Source organism: Synechococcus sp. H55.8 (assembly GCF_047462375.1).
Lineage (GTDB): Bacteria > Cyanobacteriota > Cyanobacteriia > Thermostichales > Thermostichaceae > Thermostichus.
On the sequence record NZ_JANSJC010000003.1, the window covers coordinates 35,080 to 49,474 of the forward strand.

At 59.8% G+C, this 14,395-nt stretch carries 17 protein-coding genes; 5 read left to right on the top strand and 12 right to left on the bottom strand.

What is annotated here, in order from left to right; translation table 11 throughout:
* Positions 1-46: 46 nt before the first annotated feature.
* Entirely contained in the window at positions 47-1,030 is a 984-nt protein-coding gene (locus NW862_RS02050) for an apocytochrome f (protein ID WP_414333392.1), read from the bottom strand.
* 250 nt (positions 1,031-1,280) lie between these two features.
* A complete protein-coding gene (locus NW862_RS02055; RefSeq protein ID WP_414333394.1) occupies positions 1,281-1,799 on the bottom strand; it encodes a cytochrome b6-f complex iron-sulfur subunit in 519 nt (172 codons plus the stop codon).
* Positions 1,800-1,952: 153 nt separating this feature from the next.
* Between NW862_RS02055 and NW862_RS02060 the strand changes: the two genes are divergently transcribed.
* Positions 1,953-2,270: a DUF3067 family protein gene (locus NW862_RS02060; RefSeq protein WP_414333396.1), complete on the top strand. Its 318-nt coding sequence runs from the start codon at positions 1,953-1,955 to the stop codon at positions 2,268-2,270.
* A gap of 3 nt (positions 2,271-2,273) precedes the next feature.
* Here NW862_RS02060 and NW862_RS02065 read toward each other — a convergent pair whose 3' ends face one another.
* The 4 genes from NW862_RS02065 to NW862_RS02080 form a co-directional block, all read right to left on the bottom strand.
* Positions 2,274-3,620 (bottom strand): hypothetical protein, encoded by a 1,347-nt coding sequence (locus NW862_RS02065; RefSeq protein WP_414333397.1) that lies wholly within the window; start codon positions 3,618-3,620, stop codon positions 2,274-2,276.
* A gap of 232 nt (positions 3,621-3,852) precedes the next feature.
* The gene (locus tag NW862_RS02070) at positions 3,853-4,365 is read right to left on the bottom strand and encodes a tetratricopeptide repeat protein (RefSeq protein ID WP_414333399.1); all 513 of its coding nucleotides are present in this window, start codon (positions 4,363-4,365) and stop codon (positions 3,853-3,855) included.
* A gap of 16 nt (positions 4,366-4,381) precedes the next feature.
* A complete protein-coding gene (locus NW862_RS02075) occupies positions 4,382-4,936 on the bottom strand; it encodes a phycobiliprotein lyase (RefSeq protein ID WP_414333401.1) in 555 nt (184 codons plus the stop codon).
* 164 nt (positions 4,937-5,100) lie between these two features.
* A complete protein-coding gene (locus NW862_RS02080) occupies positions 5,101-6,402 on the bottom strand; it encodes a S41 family peptidase (RefSeq protein WP_414333403.1) in 1,302 nt (433 codons plus the stop codon).
* 188 nt (positions 6,403-6,590) lie between these two features.
* Between NW862_RS02080 and petB the strand changes: the two genes are divergently transcribed.
* The 3 genes from petB (at position 6,591) to leuB (ending at position 9,124) form a co-directional block, all read left to right on the top strand.
* On the top strand, positions 6,591-7,238 hold the full coding sequence (gene petB, locus NW862_RS02085; RefSeq protein WP_414333405.1) for a cytochrome b6: 648 nt from the start codon (positions 6,591-6,593) through the stop codon (positions 7,236-7,238).
* A gap of 75 nt (positions 7,239-7,313) precedes the next feature.
* Entirely contained in the window at positions 7,314-7,826 is a 513-nt protein-coding gene (gene petD, locus NW862_RS02090) for a cytochrome b6-f complex subunit IV (protein ID WP_414333407.1), read from the top strand.
* A 188-nt stretch (positions 7,827-8,014) separates the two neighbouring features.
* Complete coding sequence (gene leuB / locus NW862_RS02095) at positions 8,015-9,124, top strand: 3-isopropylmalate dehydrogenase (RefSeq protein WP_414333409.1); 1,110 nt, start codon at positions 8,015-8,017, stop codon at positions 9,122-9,124.
* Between the two features lie 59 nt (positions 9,125-9,183).
* On the opposite strand, the gene dusB is transcribed toward leuB, so the two are convergent.
* From dusB to rnz, 5 genes are all read right to left on the bottom strand, one after another.
* Complete coding sequence (dusB, locus tag NW862_RS02100; RefSeq protein ID WP_414348651.1) at positions 9,184-10,263, bottom strand: tRNA dihydrouridine synthase DusB; 1,080 nt, start codon at positions 10,261-10,263, stop codon at positions 9,184-9,186.
* 27 nt (positions 10,264-10,290) lie between these two features.
* Positions 10,291-10,506 (bottom strand): 30S ribosomal protein S18, encoded by a 216-nt coding sequence (gene rpsR, locus NW862_RS02105; protein WP_414333413.1) that lies wholly within the window; start codon positions 10,504-10,506, stop codon positions 10,291-10,293.
* Positions 10,507-10,535: 29 nt separating this feature from the next.
* A complete protein-coding gene (rpmG, locus tag NW862_RS02110; protein ID WP_011430486.1) occupies positions 10,536-10,730 on the bottom strand; it encodes a 50S ribosomal protein L33 in 195 nt (64 codons plus the stop codon).
* 90 nt (positions 10,731-10,820) lie between these two features.
* The gene (locus NW862_RS02115) at positions 10,821-11,693 is read right to left on the bottom strand and encodes an RDD family protein (protein ID WP_414333415.1); all 873 of its coding nucleotides are present in this window, start codon (positions 11,691-11,693) and stop codon (positions 10,821-10,823) included.
* 47 nt (positions 11,694-11,740) lie between these two features.
* Positions 11,741-12,697: a ribonuclease Z gene (gene rnz, locus NW862_RS02120; protein WP_414348666.1), complete on the bottom strand. Its 957-nt coding sequence runs from the start codon at positions 12,695-12,697 to the stop codon at positions 11,741-11,743.
* 141 nt (positions 12,698-12,838) lie between these two features.
* Here rnz and NW862_RS02125 point away from each other — a divergent pair, with 141 nt between their 5' ends.
* Positions 12,839-13,195 (top strand): HesB/IscA family protein, encoded by a 357-nt coding sequence (locus tag NW862_RS02125; RefSeq protein WP_414333417.1) that lies wholly within the window; start codon positions 12,839-12,841, stop codon positions 13,193-13,195.
* On the opposite strand, the gene NW862_RS02130 is transcribed toward NW862_RS02125, so the two are convergent.
* Entirely contained in the window at positions 13,196-14,392 is a 1,197-nt protein-coding gene (locus NW862_RS02130) for a response regulator (protein ID WP_414426871.1), read from the bottom strand.
* Positions 14,393-14,395: the final 3 nt, after the last annotated feature.

Sequence of the window (14,395 nt, forward strand, 5' to 3'; positions counted from 1 at the left end):
CCCCGGCTGGTTCCGGGGTGGTGGAAAAAGTATGGGAACGGTTGGGCTAGCCCAAAAGTTCTGCCGCCTGAATGAGTTCCACTTGCTTTTTCTTGAGCACCAGCAGGAGCTGGGTGATGGCCACCGCTGCCAGGAAGGCCACCAGCCATTTCACCCGATCCGGGCTTTGCAACACCAGATCCCGCTCTGCTTGGCCAAAGCCGCCCACGTTGGGGTTGTTGGTGACCGGATCCCCCTCTTGGACGCTGTCGCCCACGTTAACCACCAACTCCGGCCCCGGCGGCACTACCAAGTTTTGGATCCCGTTTTCGGTCTCGAAACTGAGCACCCGCGTGCCCGGCAACTCGTATTCGGGCGGCACTAGGGCGGCCAGCTCAGCTGGCAGGTCGCTGAGATCCGACTCGACGGTGGCAATGCTGGCCAGGCGACCGGTGGCGGGAGCGCGGAAGACGTTGTTGTTGCTGAGGCTGCCGTCGGGGTTGATCTGGCCACGACCGCGGTTGGCGCCGACATAGACCCGATATTTCATGAAGGCCACCGAGGGATCCTCTTTCGGGTCAGGCGCTACCACCGGGAAGACGATTTCCTGGTGTTGCTCGCCGGGCAAAGGGCCCACCAGAAGGATGTTGGGCTTCTCGTCGCTGTAGGGGGTGATGTAGGTCTCGGCGGTTTCCTGCCGCTGTTCCTCGGTCATCTCCTCTTCGGTAGCCAAACGGAAGCCCTCCGGCAACACCACCACAGCACCCACATTCAGCCCGCCTTTGCTGCCATCCCCCAGCACCTGCTGTTTGCTCAGGTCATAAGGGATCCCGACCTTGATGGTGAACACCTGGCCAGGGGTAACCGCCTGCGGCACTTCGGCACGGGCGGGCATGGCGTTCAGGTGGCAGTTGGCGCAGACAATTTTTCCGGTGGCCTCGCGGGGGTTGTCGTAGGCCATCTGGGCGTAATAAGGGTAGGCTGCCGCCGGACGGGATCCCATCCCCAGCAACAGCAGCAGCGCACACACGGCTAAGCAAATTCGCTTCATAAGTCCAGCTCAGAATGGATTGCAATCACAGTTTTGGAACACAATTGGGGAAGAGCGATCTCGATCATTCGCCCCACCTCGCTCGGCAGAAGCTGACCTAACCACAAGCGGCTCACCTCGCCATCGGGATCCTGACTCACCGTTTTAAAAGGACTCCATCCCGCTGGCACGACCGGGAATTCAGTTAACCTCAGTTAACAGTTGAACCCAATTGCCGCCGTAGAGCTGTCGGGATCCCTTGCTCCTTCAGCTAGGCCTCGCGGAAATCGGGGCCTTGCCAGGGGCTGAAGCGAACGTTGTCGCCATCCACTGTGGCGCTCACCAGCTCCAGCGAGCGGGGAGCCGGCCCCCGGATCACCTTGCCGTTGGCCGCGTACTGGGATCCGTGGCAAGGGCACTTAAACAAGTTTTCTCCCACATTCCAGGGCACCACACAGCCGAGGTGGGTGCAAACAGCATTGAGGCCGTAATTGGCCACCGCCCCGTTGTCGATCACGATATAGGTGGGATCCCCCTTTAAGCCTTGGGCCAGCACCCGATCCGTGGCGGCATGGGTGGCCAACAGTTCACTGACGCTGATGGGCTTGCCGAGGGCGTCCTGAGCGATGAGGCCCTCACCCCCTCCCCCGGACGAGGGCGGAATAAAATACTTCACCACTGGGTAGAGGGCGCCCACCACCACCACTCCCACCGAGCCACTGAGCAGGGCATTCAGAAAAACCCGCCGGCTCATGGGGGGGGCTTCAAAGTTGCTAACCGCTTCCGTCATAATGGCAAATGCAGACCTGAGAAGTTTTAACGTTCGTTGACAAGCGACACCATCCTAACCGACCCCTTTGGCCAATATCGTTAAGAAATGCAACGGTGAACCCAAGGCCTTCAGCCTACCCGGCAACATTGAAGCCAGTCTCAAGCCAGTGCGATGACGGGATCCGACTTTCAAGCTTTGCTGCAAGACAAGTGGGGCTGCTCCTACGACGTGCAGTTGCGGCGTATCCAGCAAAAGGTGGTGTTGCTGGTGATGTGGCGCTACCTGGAGCAGCCCTCTTTTCCCTTGAGCGAGGCCGAGTACCTGGCCCACTTGGAGAAGGTGATGGCCCATTTACAGGCTTGGGGGGTGTGGGAAACCGTGCGCCGCGAAATCGAAGCCACCCGTCAGAGGCCTCGCATGGGCAAAGCGGTGGCCATTCCTCTGGATTTGCAAAAGGTGGGGGAGCGGGCCTCCGAGTGGTTGCTGTAAGTCCTAGAGGGGACGCTGCTTGCGCACTGGTTCGGTTTCGGGGCGATCCTCCTGAGCTTCTGATTCCAGTTCCAGCAGCGTGCGGAATGCCGGCTCGTCCAGACGGTAGTCCCGCTGCTCGATCAGATCTCGGTCGGTCGAGTAAATGGTGTCGGACTCGGACACAACTTCCTGACGGCGGAAGCGGCGGGCAAAGTTGAGTTTGCGCAGCAGCGCCTCTGTGGGACGCTTCAGTTGCTCTCGCCAAAGCTGCCGGATGCGATTGCGCCGCTCCACCCCTTGATTGCGAATTTGCAAGGCCAGCCAGCGAACGGCAGGCACGGCCAAAAACAGCGTGCCGTAGAGGAAGAGGAATCCAATCAGCGGGTAGATAAACGCCAAAAAGGCGTTGCTGCCGGCGGCGGCGGCCACCTCTTCCCGCGCTCCGTAGAGAATGGCGGCCAGAAAGAAATTGAGCACCCCCAATCCCCCCGCCAGGGTCAGTTGACCAGGTGTAGCCCGGCTAAACACCCAGGGTTTCTCTTGCAACACTTCAGGGATCCCCTTGGGCTGGCGCTCTGAGGCGGCCACCTGCAGCTCCGGGAAGCGGTAGACGATATCCCCGTCGTCGCTCACCTCCGGCTGACCGTCGAACTTGAGCAAAATCGGCAGCATGTAGTCTTCATACTCCAGGGCCGGGGATCCCGGCTCCACATCCAGATAGGGCAACACCTGCTCTGCTGTGATCACCCCTCCATTGGCGCGAATCAGTTGGCCGATGAGGGCATAGCGCTCCTCCTCTAGGTTGGCATTGGGATCCCCATCCCCAAACAGGAAGCTGTACACCGCCTCCAAAAAGTTCATCTCTGCTTGTTCCTGGCGGGGGCGCGCCCGACCGGAATAGTCCCTGTAGTAGTAGGGATAGGGATCCCAGAAGGGGTTGCCAACCCAAAGGTTGGGAAAGTAGTAAAACCCTATCCCCCGCGACCGGCTGCGATTGTCCTCCTCGCGGCTACTGGCCATCTGCAGAGCAATCAAGGCCAAAACGATCAAAACAATCGACACCACCAGCAGGATGCCAAAGGAGATGCGCAGCCCATAGAGAAAGCCCCCCCACAGCTTGCGACGCAGGGCGGCAAGCCGATCCTGCTGCTCTTTGCGCTTGAGAATGCTGCGAAAATCAGGCGGGAAAACGTAGGCGATCTCCCCCTGCCGGGAAACTTGCAGATGCCCCTCCGCCTTTTGGGCCAAATTCAGCAGCTCTTGTTTGGCCTCGTGTAAAGATAGGCCCGTGCTGGAGGCAATATCTCCCAGAGTGACCCGCAGGCCCAACTGTTCTACTGCGTCCATCACCAATGTTTGGGTAGCCACTCTTAACCTCCGCTTTTCGCCGAGACGCGCCGGGGAGCCTATCGGAACCCTTGACCCCGATCCGCTCCCGCATCGATCTATTTCCAGTATCTCCCCTCAACTCCGCGGCGGCGAGGGTCGTTGTTCCTCCCGCCAGCTTTTAACTGGGATCCCCATGAGGTGCCCTGCTGTTTTCTCCACAGCTTGCCGACCTGCCGCAACCTAAGCTTGGGGGAGTCTTATGTACCCCCATCTAGGGCAGCCAGGCCATCACGGCCAGCAGGGCAGAGAGGATCCCGATTAACGCCCAGGTGAGCGGCTTTGTATCCAACGGGGGAGCGGCTTCGCGAGGATCAAGGGAATCGCCAGATTTGGGGGAAGAGCCCTTGCGCTGAGATTGCCCATAGTCCAAGCGGTACGCCGGGGGGTCAGCTTCCTCGAGCCGGCTGAGATCGGGAATTTCGCTCAACCACTCCGCCGGACGCCGCAGACGGGGAGCTTGCCAGATGCCCAAAACATAGCGAGCCTGCTGGGCAACTTCTGGATCCGGGTTGCGCAGCAGGGTTTGGGCCAACCGGATGGCCTCCTGCGTTTCGCCAAGGGCTTCTTGGGCCAGGGCCTGCCAGAGCCGTAGCTTGCCCGACTGTGGGTAGCGGCTTTGGGCCTGCTTTATCTGTTCCAGCGCCTGCCGATAGTCTCCTCGCTCGAACTTCGACTGGATCAGGGCCAGGTGCTGGGTCAATCCCAGGTTTTCGGGAAGGGCCATCTTCGGGCTCCGCAGGCTAGGTCAGCTTCTGTTCTACTCCAAACCCCACCAGCAACAGCTCCTGCAAAGGCTGACCTTGAGGGGGGCGTCGGTAGGTGAGGATCTGCCGCAGGCGCAGACGAGGATTGAGTAGGGTGATGGTATCTACGGCAACCACGCGCGTGTAGGTGGTGGTCATCACCAGTTGCAGGGATCCAGGATCGAACCGGAAAACCGCCACCATCGGGCGATCTTCCTCATAGGCCCGATCCCGCAGATAGTCTCCCTCCAGACCCAGGGAGGTTTCTTGCCGAGGGACAAACAGCATGTTCAGCTCTTGCCCGGCCTCCTCCCCCGTTTCGGAAACCGTCTCAAAAGCCAAGTGAAAGCCCAAAAAACCATCCACGTTGTGGTTGGGGTAGTTGTTGTCGGCCAGCACCTTGTGCTTCAGCTCAGGGGTGAGGGTGCGAATGGTGAACTCGGTGCGGGAGCGCTCCACCTCGCCACGGTCTAGGTAATGGTAGGTGCGCTCGGTGCGCCAAGCCCCGATGCAGCAGTTGAAAAAGTGGTGGAATTGTTGGATGGCGTTCATGCAGGCGGGAGCGGACAAAGTCAGAGATCGACGCCGGAGCCGAGAAGTGGCCCAGGCAACTCTGCTCCCGATCCTAAAACGAATCGAAAACAAACAGGAGTCCCCATCCCGAATGCCAAAGATTGAGATCTCCACGGGGTGGAGACCTGGAACGCAATCCCCTCCTAGCGGCCTTGTGCCACCGGGATCCCCTGGGGCTGCCCCAACAGCTCCAGGGCTCGCTGAAGCTGGATGTCCTCCGGCCCGGCCAGGGTTTCTGCCGTTAGGGGAACGGATCCCTCCCCCACCACCACATCCGGCTGGATCCCCTGGTGATGGATGTTATGGCCGCTGGGGGTGAGGTACTTGGCCGTCGTCACCGCCAGCCCAGAGCCATCTGCCAGCTCCAGCAGGGATTGGATCAGCCCCTTGCCAAAGGTGCGCGTTCCCACCAGTCGGGCTCGCCCACTGTCCTGAAGTGCCCCGGCCAACACTTCACTGGCACTGGCGCTGCCCTGGTTCACCAAGACCACCAGCGGCGCCTCTGTGAGCACCTCGCCGGTGGCGGGAATGCTGTCTTGAATGCCGTGGCGATCCGTCACCAGCACGATGTCGCCCTTGGGGATCCAGAAGCGGGCGATCTCGATGGCCGCCTGTAAGAGTCCCCCTGGGTTGTTGCGCAAGTCGAGAATGTAGCCCCGCACCCCCTGAGCTTCAGCGGCCCGAATGGCTTGACGAACCTGAGCGGCAGCATTGCCGTTGAACTGGCTGAGGCGAATGTAGGCCACCGTTCCCTGAGGCAGCTCAAAAAAACGGGTGCGCACGGGGTTGATGGTGATCGACTGGCGCACCAGCTCCACCTCCCAAACGCGATCCTGCCGCTTCAGCTTCAGAGTAACCGGCGTGCCGCTGCGCCCCCGCAGCCGTTCGGCCACTTCGTCTAAGCTCAGCCCTGCCACCGGCACCCCATCCACGGCCAAAATCTCGTCCTGAGGTTGAATCCCGGCCTGCTCGGCAGGAGTGCCTTCCATAGGCGCAATTACCCGCACCGAGCCCTGCTCGTCGATGGCGATCTGCAAACCGACACCGCTCAGCTCCCCGGCTGTAGAGGTCTGCAAGCTAAGGTAGTGCTCTTTGTCCAGAAAGCGGGTAAAAGGATCCCCCAGCGTCGCCAACATCTCCTCAATAGCGCGGTAGGTCTCTTGCCGATCCTTCAGGGGCCGGGAGAGAAACCGTTGCCGCACCTGCCACCAGTTTTGCCCGTTAAACCCCGGATCTACATAGGCTCGATCCACATAGGCCCAGGCCTGCGCCAGCAGTTGCTGCTCTTCTCCCCAGCGACTGGCCTGAACTGGACAGGCATCCATGCCCAAACTCGCCCAGAGCAAACACCCCAGCAGAACAATGCGGATGCCCCAGGCCAACCTTGCTCGGATCCCCCACCATCTCCGATGGAGCCCTGTGTGTCTCAGCTTCTGCACAACCATCTATCCTAAAAAAGTTAAGAAATGTGAACAAAACACAGCATTGAAAAGTCGTCTGGCCTGTCGGGATCGAGATCTGGCTCCCAAAGCTGAGCCTTGCGTCAGGATGGTGTTAAAGAATTGTGTTAGATTGCTGAGTGGAGCAGGCCTGCCCTGCCCTCAAGATCCACTTTTCAAAAACTGCAGGCATCATGAGCAAAGTTTACGACTGGTTGGACGAGCGGCTGGAGATTACGCCTTTCGTCGACGACGCAACTGGGAAATTCATTCCGCCTCACGTTAACATCTTCTACTGCCTTGGCGGGGTGACGCTGGTGTGCTTCCTTATTCAGTTTGCCACCGGCTTCGCCATGACCTTCTACTACCGTCCGACGGTGGCCGAGGCCTTTGAGTCGGTCAACTACATCATGACCCAGGTCAACTTCGGCTGGCTGCTGCGCTCCATCCATCGCTGGAGCGCCTCCATGATGGTGTTGATGATGATCCTACACACCTTCCGGGTTTATCTGACAGGAGGGTTCAAGAAGCCTCGCGAGCTGACCTGGGTGACCGGTGTGATCTTGGCGGTGCTGACAGTTTCTTTTGGCGTTACCGGCTACTCCCTGCCCTGGGATCAGGTGGGCTACTGGGCAGTCAAGATCGTCTCCGGTGTGCCCAGTGCGATTCCGGTGGTGGGTGACTTGTTGGTGCAGCTTATCCGTGGCGGCGAAGCTGTCGGCCAAGCGACTCTGACTCGCTTCTACAGCTTGCATACTTTTGTGTTACCCTGGCTGGCTGCGGTCTTCATGACCATGCACTTTCTGATGATCCGCCGCCAAGGGATTTCTGGGCCTTTGTGAGCAAAGTTTGTCTCTTGGCTCCGCAAACGGTGACCCTTTAGCTTCTGGTTCAGGATTTTTGCAAGGAGAACTCTCATGGCTATCTCAAAGCAGGTCATAGCGACTGAGGCCATTACCCGCAAAGTTGACCTAGACAACCCCAAGGTTGTAGCCAAGCTGAAGAAAAACATGGGCCATATGACCTATGGTGAGCCTGCTTGGCCCAACGATTTGCTTTTTATGTTTCCGGTGGTGATCCTGGGTACCATCGGTCTAATCGTCGGCCTGGCGGTCATGGATCCCGCAGGGGTGGGCGAGCCGGCGGATCCCTTTGCCACACCGCTGGAAATTCTGCCGGAATGGTATCTCTACCCCGCTTTTCACATTTTGCGTATTGCTCCCAACAAGTTGTTGGGGATTGCTCTGATGTCTGCTATTCCTGTCGGTCTTTTGTTTGTGCCCTTCATCGAAAACGTCAACAAGTTCCAAAATCCGCTGCGCCGCCCGGTGGCGACGACGGTGTTTTTGATCGGCACCTTGGTTACCCTCTACCTGGGTATCGGTGCCACTTTGCCCTTGGATAAGTGGGTCACCTTGGGCTTGTTCTAGAGCTTTAGCTTGAGGGTTTGCTCATCATTATTGTTATAGGGTGCAGCAGGTCAGTGGCCAGGCTGCACCTTATATCATCCCTGGAGAGAGCTTTTTGGGGGAGTTCTCCACAAACCTGTGTGCCAAGGGATGGCTGAGCCCGCCGAAATGGTAGTATTTCTACGCCATTGTCTTCAGCTTGACTGCTCATGAGCGCCGCAACTGCTCGAACCTATCGGATCACGGCCCTAGCCGGCGATGGGATTGGCCCAGAAATCATGCGGGTGGGGCGGGCTGTCTTGGATGCGGTTGCTGCCCAGATGGGGTTTTCCATTCAGTGGCAGGAGGGTCTGATCGGCGGGGCGGCCTATGAGGAAACGGGGGATCCCTTGCCGCCAGAAACCCTGAAAATGGCCCAGGAGAGCGACGCCGTCTATCTGGCAGCGGTTGGCGACTTTAAGTACGACACCCTGCCTCCTGAGAAACGCCCAGAACGGGCTTTGTTGGGCTTGCGGGCCGGCCTGGGGCTCTTTGCCAACTTGCGCCCGGTGAAAGTCTTCCCCCAACTGGTGGCGGCCTCTTCCCTGAAGCCGGAGGTTATCGCGGGGATCGACCTGGTGGTGGTACGCGAGCTAACAGGGGGCATCTACTTTGGTCAACCCAAAGGGATCTTCACAGATGCCAAGGGATCCCGGCGCGGCGTGAACACCATGGTCTACAGCGAGGCCGAGGTCGATCGCATCGCTCGTGTGGCCTTCGAACTGGCGCGCAAGCGGCGGCGCAAGCTCTGCTCGGTGGACAAGGCCAATGTCCTGGAGGTATCGCAACTGTGGCGGGAGCGGGTCAATGCCATGGCGGCTGAGTACCCCGACGTGGAACTTTCCCACCTCTACATCGACAATGCTGCTATGCAGTTGGTGCGCTGGCCCAAGCAGTTCGACGTCATCCTCACCGGCAATCTCTTCGGCGATATCCTGTCCGACGAGGCGGCAATGCTGACCGGCTCTATTGGTATGCTGCCCTCGGCCTCCTTGGGATCCTCCGGCCCTGGGGTGTACGAGCCGGTACACGGGTCGGCTCCCGATATTGCCGGACAAGACAAAGCCAACCCCATTGCCCAGGTGCTCTCCGGCGCTCTGCTGCTGCGTTACTCCCTGGAACAGCCGCAAGCTGCCGACCGCATCGAACAGGCGGTAGAGGCCGTTTTGGCACAGGGTTACCGCACCCCAGATATCTATTCCGAGGGAACAACCTTAGTGGGTTGCCGGGAAATGGGAGACAAACTGGTGGCAGCTCTGTCCCAGCAGCAGGCGTCGTAGCCTTGCAAGCAAGATTGAGATGCTTTACCCCCTCCCCCAAAAGGAGAGGGGAGCTACGCCTAACCCGCCTCAGGAAGAAGGTCGATCCCCTCAGTCGTTTCAAGCGCCTCTTCCGGTCGAGAGGTTGTTTCTTGGCAGCGCTCCATAGCTTGCAAAAGCAGGGTTTCCCCTTCTTGCAAGGTTTCGATGCGACAGAGAAGGGCGCGGAATTGAGAAGCCCCCACAAAATCTTTGATGTACCAAGTCATGTGCTTGCGGGCCTGTCGGATGCCACGTTCCCCCTTACACTCCCAGAGGCCCCGCAAGTGTTCTAAAGCCATTTGAATCCGCTCCAGGGGGGTAGGAGCTGGTCTTTCTTGGCCGGTTTTCAGGAAGTAATCGATTTCCCCCACCAGGAAGGGATAGCCCATGGTGCCGCGGGAGCACATCACCCCATCGGCGCCAGTTTCCTCCAGACACTTTACCGCCGCCGCTGGTGAGAAAATATCCCCGTTGGCAATTACCGGAATGCGCAGATGCTCTTTGACACGGCGAATCCAATCCCAACGGGCTTTGCCGTTGAACCCCTGAGCCCGTGTCCGGCCATGCAAAGTCAGCAATTGCGCTCCGGCCTCCTGCAGCCGGTGGGCAAAATCCAGAATGTTGATCTCCTGATCCGACCAACCCAGGCGAGTTTTCACTGTAACAGGTACGGGCACGGCTTTGGCCACCGCTTCCACAATCCGGGCTGCCGTGTCCGGCTCCCGCAGCAGGGCAGAGCCGCCGCCGTTTTTGGTGATCTTGTTCACAGGGCAGCCCATGTTGATATCTACCAAGGTCGCCCCCTCATCCACCGCCATACGGGCTGCTTCCGCCAAAAAGTGGGGTCGGCAGTCGAACAACTGAATGCCGATGGGCTGCTCCCCCTCCCCCACTTCCATAATGCGGGGTAGCTCGCGGGCATAGTGCAAGCCGGTCGCGTTCACCATTTCGGTGTAGACCAGGCTTTGCGGGGCAAAGCGGCGTACCAGCCCCCGAAACACTTTGTCTGTCACTCCCGACAGGGGCGCCTGAAAGACGCGACTAAAAATCTTCACCCCGCCAATCTCAAGGGGTTGGGCCATTCGAGCTTGCAATTGCGGCGAAAGCTGCAGGCTCATCGGGATCCGGAGAAAGCAACCAGCAACTTATCCTTCTTTATTGACAAAGTAAAGTAGGCCCATGATGCGCGCCCGTTTGATGGCGGCGGACAGCTCCCGCTGCTGCTTGGCGGTCAGGCCGGTGATGCGGCGGGGCAGGATCTTGCCTCGCTCGGTTACAAATTTCTTGAGCAGCTCAACATCGGTGTATTTGATCGGCTCTCCCGGCTTGATGGGAGACAGGCGGCGACGAGCGTAAACCATAGGTCAGGGGAACGGTAAAGCGGCTTGAACTACTTGATCTCTTTATGGACGGTGTGGCGGTTGCACTTGGGGCAGAATTTCTTCAGCTCCAAGCGGGCCGTGGTGTTACGGCGATTTTTGGTGGTGGTGTAGCGGTTCACCCCTGGAGAACGCTTATTGACGTTGGTGCGGCACTCCGTACACTCCAGGGTAATGATGATGCGAGCACCCTTTGCTTTGGCCATGACGGATCCCAAGGTGGAGGAAGTAAAAGCACTTGGGAACCCCCAACCCCAGGGGTTGAGGCTGGAGATGGGTTCACCTCGTAAGCGCGATCACCAATTATCCAACTTTTCTTTGACGGAATCAACCCAGTTTTTGACTTGCTTGCCGGTTTGTTGTCTTAGGCTGCGGGTGTTCCGATCCACGTCCTTGCTCAGGCGCTGCATCTGCTGGGAAAGATCGCGCACTGCCTCATTGCGTTGGGCTTGGCGCAACAGCTCGCGAGCGGCGGACTTGACGTCCTCGGCGGCGTCCCCCTCCAGGATGTCCTGCAGCAACCGCAGGGCTTTTTCATCCAGGTGGTAGCCCTGCTCCGATTCCACCACCAGGGTGCGCCCGGCCCGGTCGTGGATGCTCTGGCGTTTTTCCTTGTCGAAGAGGGCAAACAGCCCATCGGCAGCCAGGGGCACCAGCAGGGCTTCCGTGAGCACAAACAGGGAGAGCACCCCCTCGCGGGCCAGGGAGCGAACCAGGTGGGGCGGTGCCTCGGTTTCGGGATCCAAGGTTTTGAGGTTCAGCAGCCATTTGCCAAGGCTTTGGCCAGCGGGGCGGGATTGGAAGTAGCCGCGGTTCACCAGCCAGGTGGCGAAGAAGGCGATGTAGCCGGTCATGTCCACGGCGCCCGCATCGGCTCCCACCAGAGAAGCCAAGCCCTGCGCCAGGTAGGAGACCCCCAGCCCCAGCCCAAAATCCAGGGCAAAGGCCCCGATCCGTTTGCCCCAGGGGGCCAGTTTGGGCAGGTTTTCCTCGGCCTGGGGCGAGCTGGCTGCTTGGGAAGCCGGTCGCTCTGCTTGTACAGGAGGCAGGGAGGTTGCCGGGGGCAAGGCGCTGAAAGCTTGCCACTCGCTGGCGTTTTGATCCAGTTGCTCGGTTTTGGGCCGCTCTGGAAATGGAGGCCGTTCAGGATAGGGTCTGGGATCCGTCATCGCAGGTTGAGGCTGTCAGTCCTATCATTCTAGCTAGCAAGGCGGGTCTAGACCCCCACCGGCAGGGGAGCAGGGCTGCGGCGCGGGATCGCGTAGGTCATCCGATCCCGGGCCAGGATTGTGTTGGGAAAAATCGCTTGAGCTTCCGCCAGCAAGTCTTCTAGGGTGATGGGAGCTTCGGGGGTGTAGCGGGGACTGAAGTGGGTGAGGATGAGGGTCTGGGCCTTGGCTTCGGCGGCCACCCGCGCGGCCATGGCGGCAGTGGAGTGCTTGGCGCGCTGGGCCAGTTCGCGATCCGCTTCGGCGTAGGTGGCCTCGTGGATGACCAGGTCAGCAGCACGGGAGAGATCGACGGCGTTGCGGCAGAAGATGGTGTCGGTGCAGTAGGAGAGCTTGCGCCCTGGGATGGGATCCCCCACATAATCTCGCCCGTGGAAGTGGCGGCCCTGCCAGAAGATGGATTGCCCGGCCTTGAGCTGGCCGTAGAGGGGGCCGGGCGGGATCCCGTCGGCCTGAGCCTTGGCCACGTCGAAAGTGCCTGGCCGATCCTGTTCCACCACGCGGTAGCCGAAGGCGGGCACCCGGTGATCCAGGGGCGCGCAAAAAACCCAATATTCTGGATCCTGAAGAATGAGACCTGTTTCTACGGTGTGAACCCGGAAGGAATAGGGGATCCGCGTCTCGCTGTAGCGCAGCACCGCCTTCAGGTACTCTTCCAGGCCGGGGGGGCCGTAGATGTCGATGTGTTGGGGGGTACTGCCCAGGCCACAGGAGGCCAACAGCCCCGGCAGGCCGTAGATGTGATCCCCGTGCATGTGGGTGATGAAAATGCGGCGCAACTGGCTGGGGCGCAGCTCGTCCAGCCGCAACAGTTGGTGTTGGGTGCCCTCGCCACAATCAAACAGCCACCATTCCGACCGCTGCGGAAACTGCACCGCCACGCCAGAGACATTGCGCTGGCGGGTGGGCATGCCGGAGCTGGTGCCCAAGAAGGTAACACGAATGGCGTTGGGATCCGTCACAAGGGCAGAACGGTAAAGTTGAAGGAATGGGATCCCTAGCTTATCAACTGTTCCTGCCGCGCGCAGGGAAAAGGCGGCCCAAAACCCTTGTTAGGATGAAAAGTAAGTGTCAGCTTTCCCGCCATGATCACCTTGACCGAGAGCGCCATCCAAGAGCTAAAACGCCTGCGCAGCAAGTACGAGAAGGAGGGATCCCAGCCCATCCTGCGGCTGGGGGTCAAGCCCAGCGGCTGCTCTGGCCTCTCTTACGTGATGAACTTCGAGCCCCAGGCCAACCCTGACGACCATACCTTTGACTTTGGCGATATTCGGGTGGCAGTGGATCCCTTGAGCATGACTTTGATCCAGGGCCTTACCGTCGACTTTTCCGAGGATCTGTTGGGGGGCGGTTTCAAATTCAAGAACCCCAACGCGGTGGCTAGCTGTGGCTGCGGCACTTCCTTTGCCACCGCCGAAACTGCCGCTGCCGTCGGCCATTGATCACATCCTGCCGGACGACTCTAGGCTGGGTAGGCGGAGTACAAAACACGTCCACCCGTCCTCGCTGCTGACTCGAACGTGGCCCTTGAGATGCTCCACCCACTGCTTCACCAAAGCCAACCCCAGGCCGCTACCTGGCTGGGCCCAGGGATCCGCAGTGGGCACGCGGTAGAAGCGCTCGAAGAGGCGGGGCAGATGTTCCGGCTCGATCTGAGCGCTGTTGCCGATCTTAAACTCAACCCCTTCAGGGATTGGCTGAACCTCTAGACGGATCGTGCCACCTGGCTGGGTAAACTTGCAGGCATTGTCCAGCAGTTCTTTGAGGATCTGGGTCAGGAGCTGCGGATGGCTGTAAAACCGCCAGGGGGAGGGGGGCAGATCCCCCACCTGCAGCGTGAGGGAGCGGGCCTGGGTGCATTGCTGCGCCGACTCGATCAAGCTGTGCCAGAGGTGGGGCAGGTCAATAGCTGCAACGGCAGAGCCCAGGTCTTTCCCTTCCAGGCCCTGCAGATCCAATAGGCGGTTGATGAGCTGGATTTCGGCCTCGCACTCCTGCAGGGCAATGTCCCGGTATTGCCGCTGCTTCTCGTTGAGGGGGGTGCGGCCCAGGAGTTCCAGGGCTAGCTTGATCTTGGTCAAAGGCGTGCGCAGCTCGTGGGAGACCGTGGCCAGAAAGTGGTCTTTGAGGCGGTTGAGCTGCTCCAGATCTGCCACCTGGCAGGCCAGTTGGGCGGTGCGCTCCTGCACCTTGGCTTCCAGTTCCTGGTTAAGCTGCTGCAGACGGCGCTGGGCCTGGTTGGCTTGCAGCAAGTGGCGCAGCCGCCGCTTCAAAACCGACCAGTGGATGGGCTTGGGGATGTAGTCGCTGGCACCGGCGGCAAAGGCCTCACTGACAAAGGCTTCGTCTTCTAAAGCGGTGACGATTAAAATTGGCATGTCGGGGTTTTGGGCGTGGAGGCGGCGGCAGCACTCAAACCCATCCAGATCCGGCATCACCGCATCCAGGAGCACCATGTCCGGCTGATGGCGGCTTACGACTTCTAGACAAGCCAAGCCGCTGTCCGCTTCTACAACTTGGTAGCCTTCCCGCTCCAGGGCATAGCGAGCCAAAAGTCGCTGGCTGGGATCATCGTCGGCAATCAGCAGCAGCGGCTTTTCCTCGGCTCCAGAGAAGCTCCCTCCCCGCCAATCTGACATAGG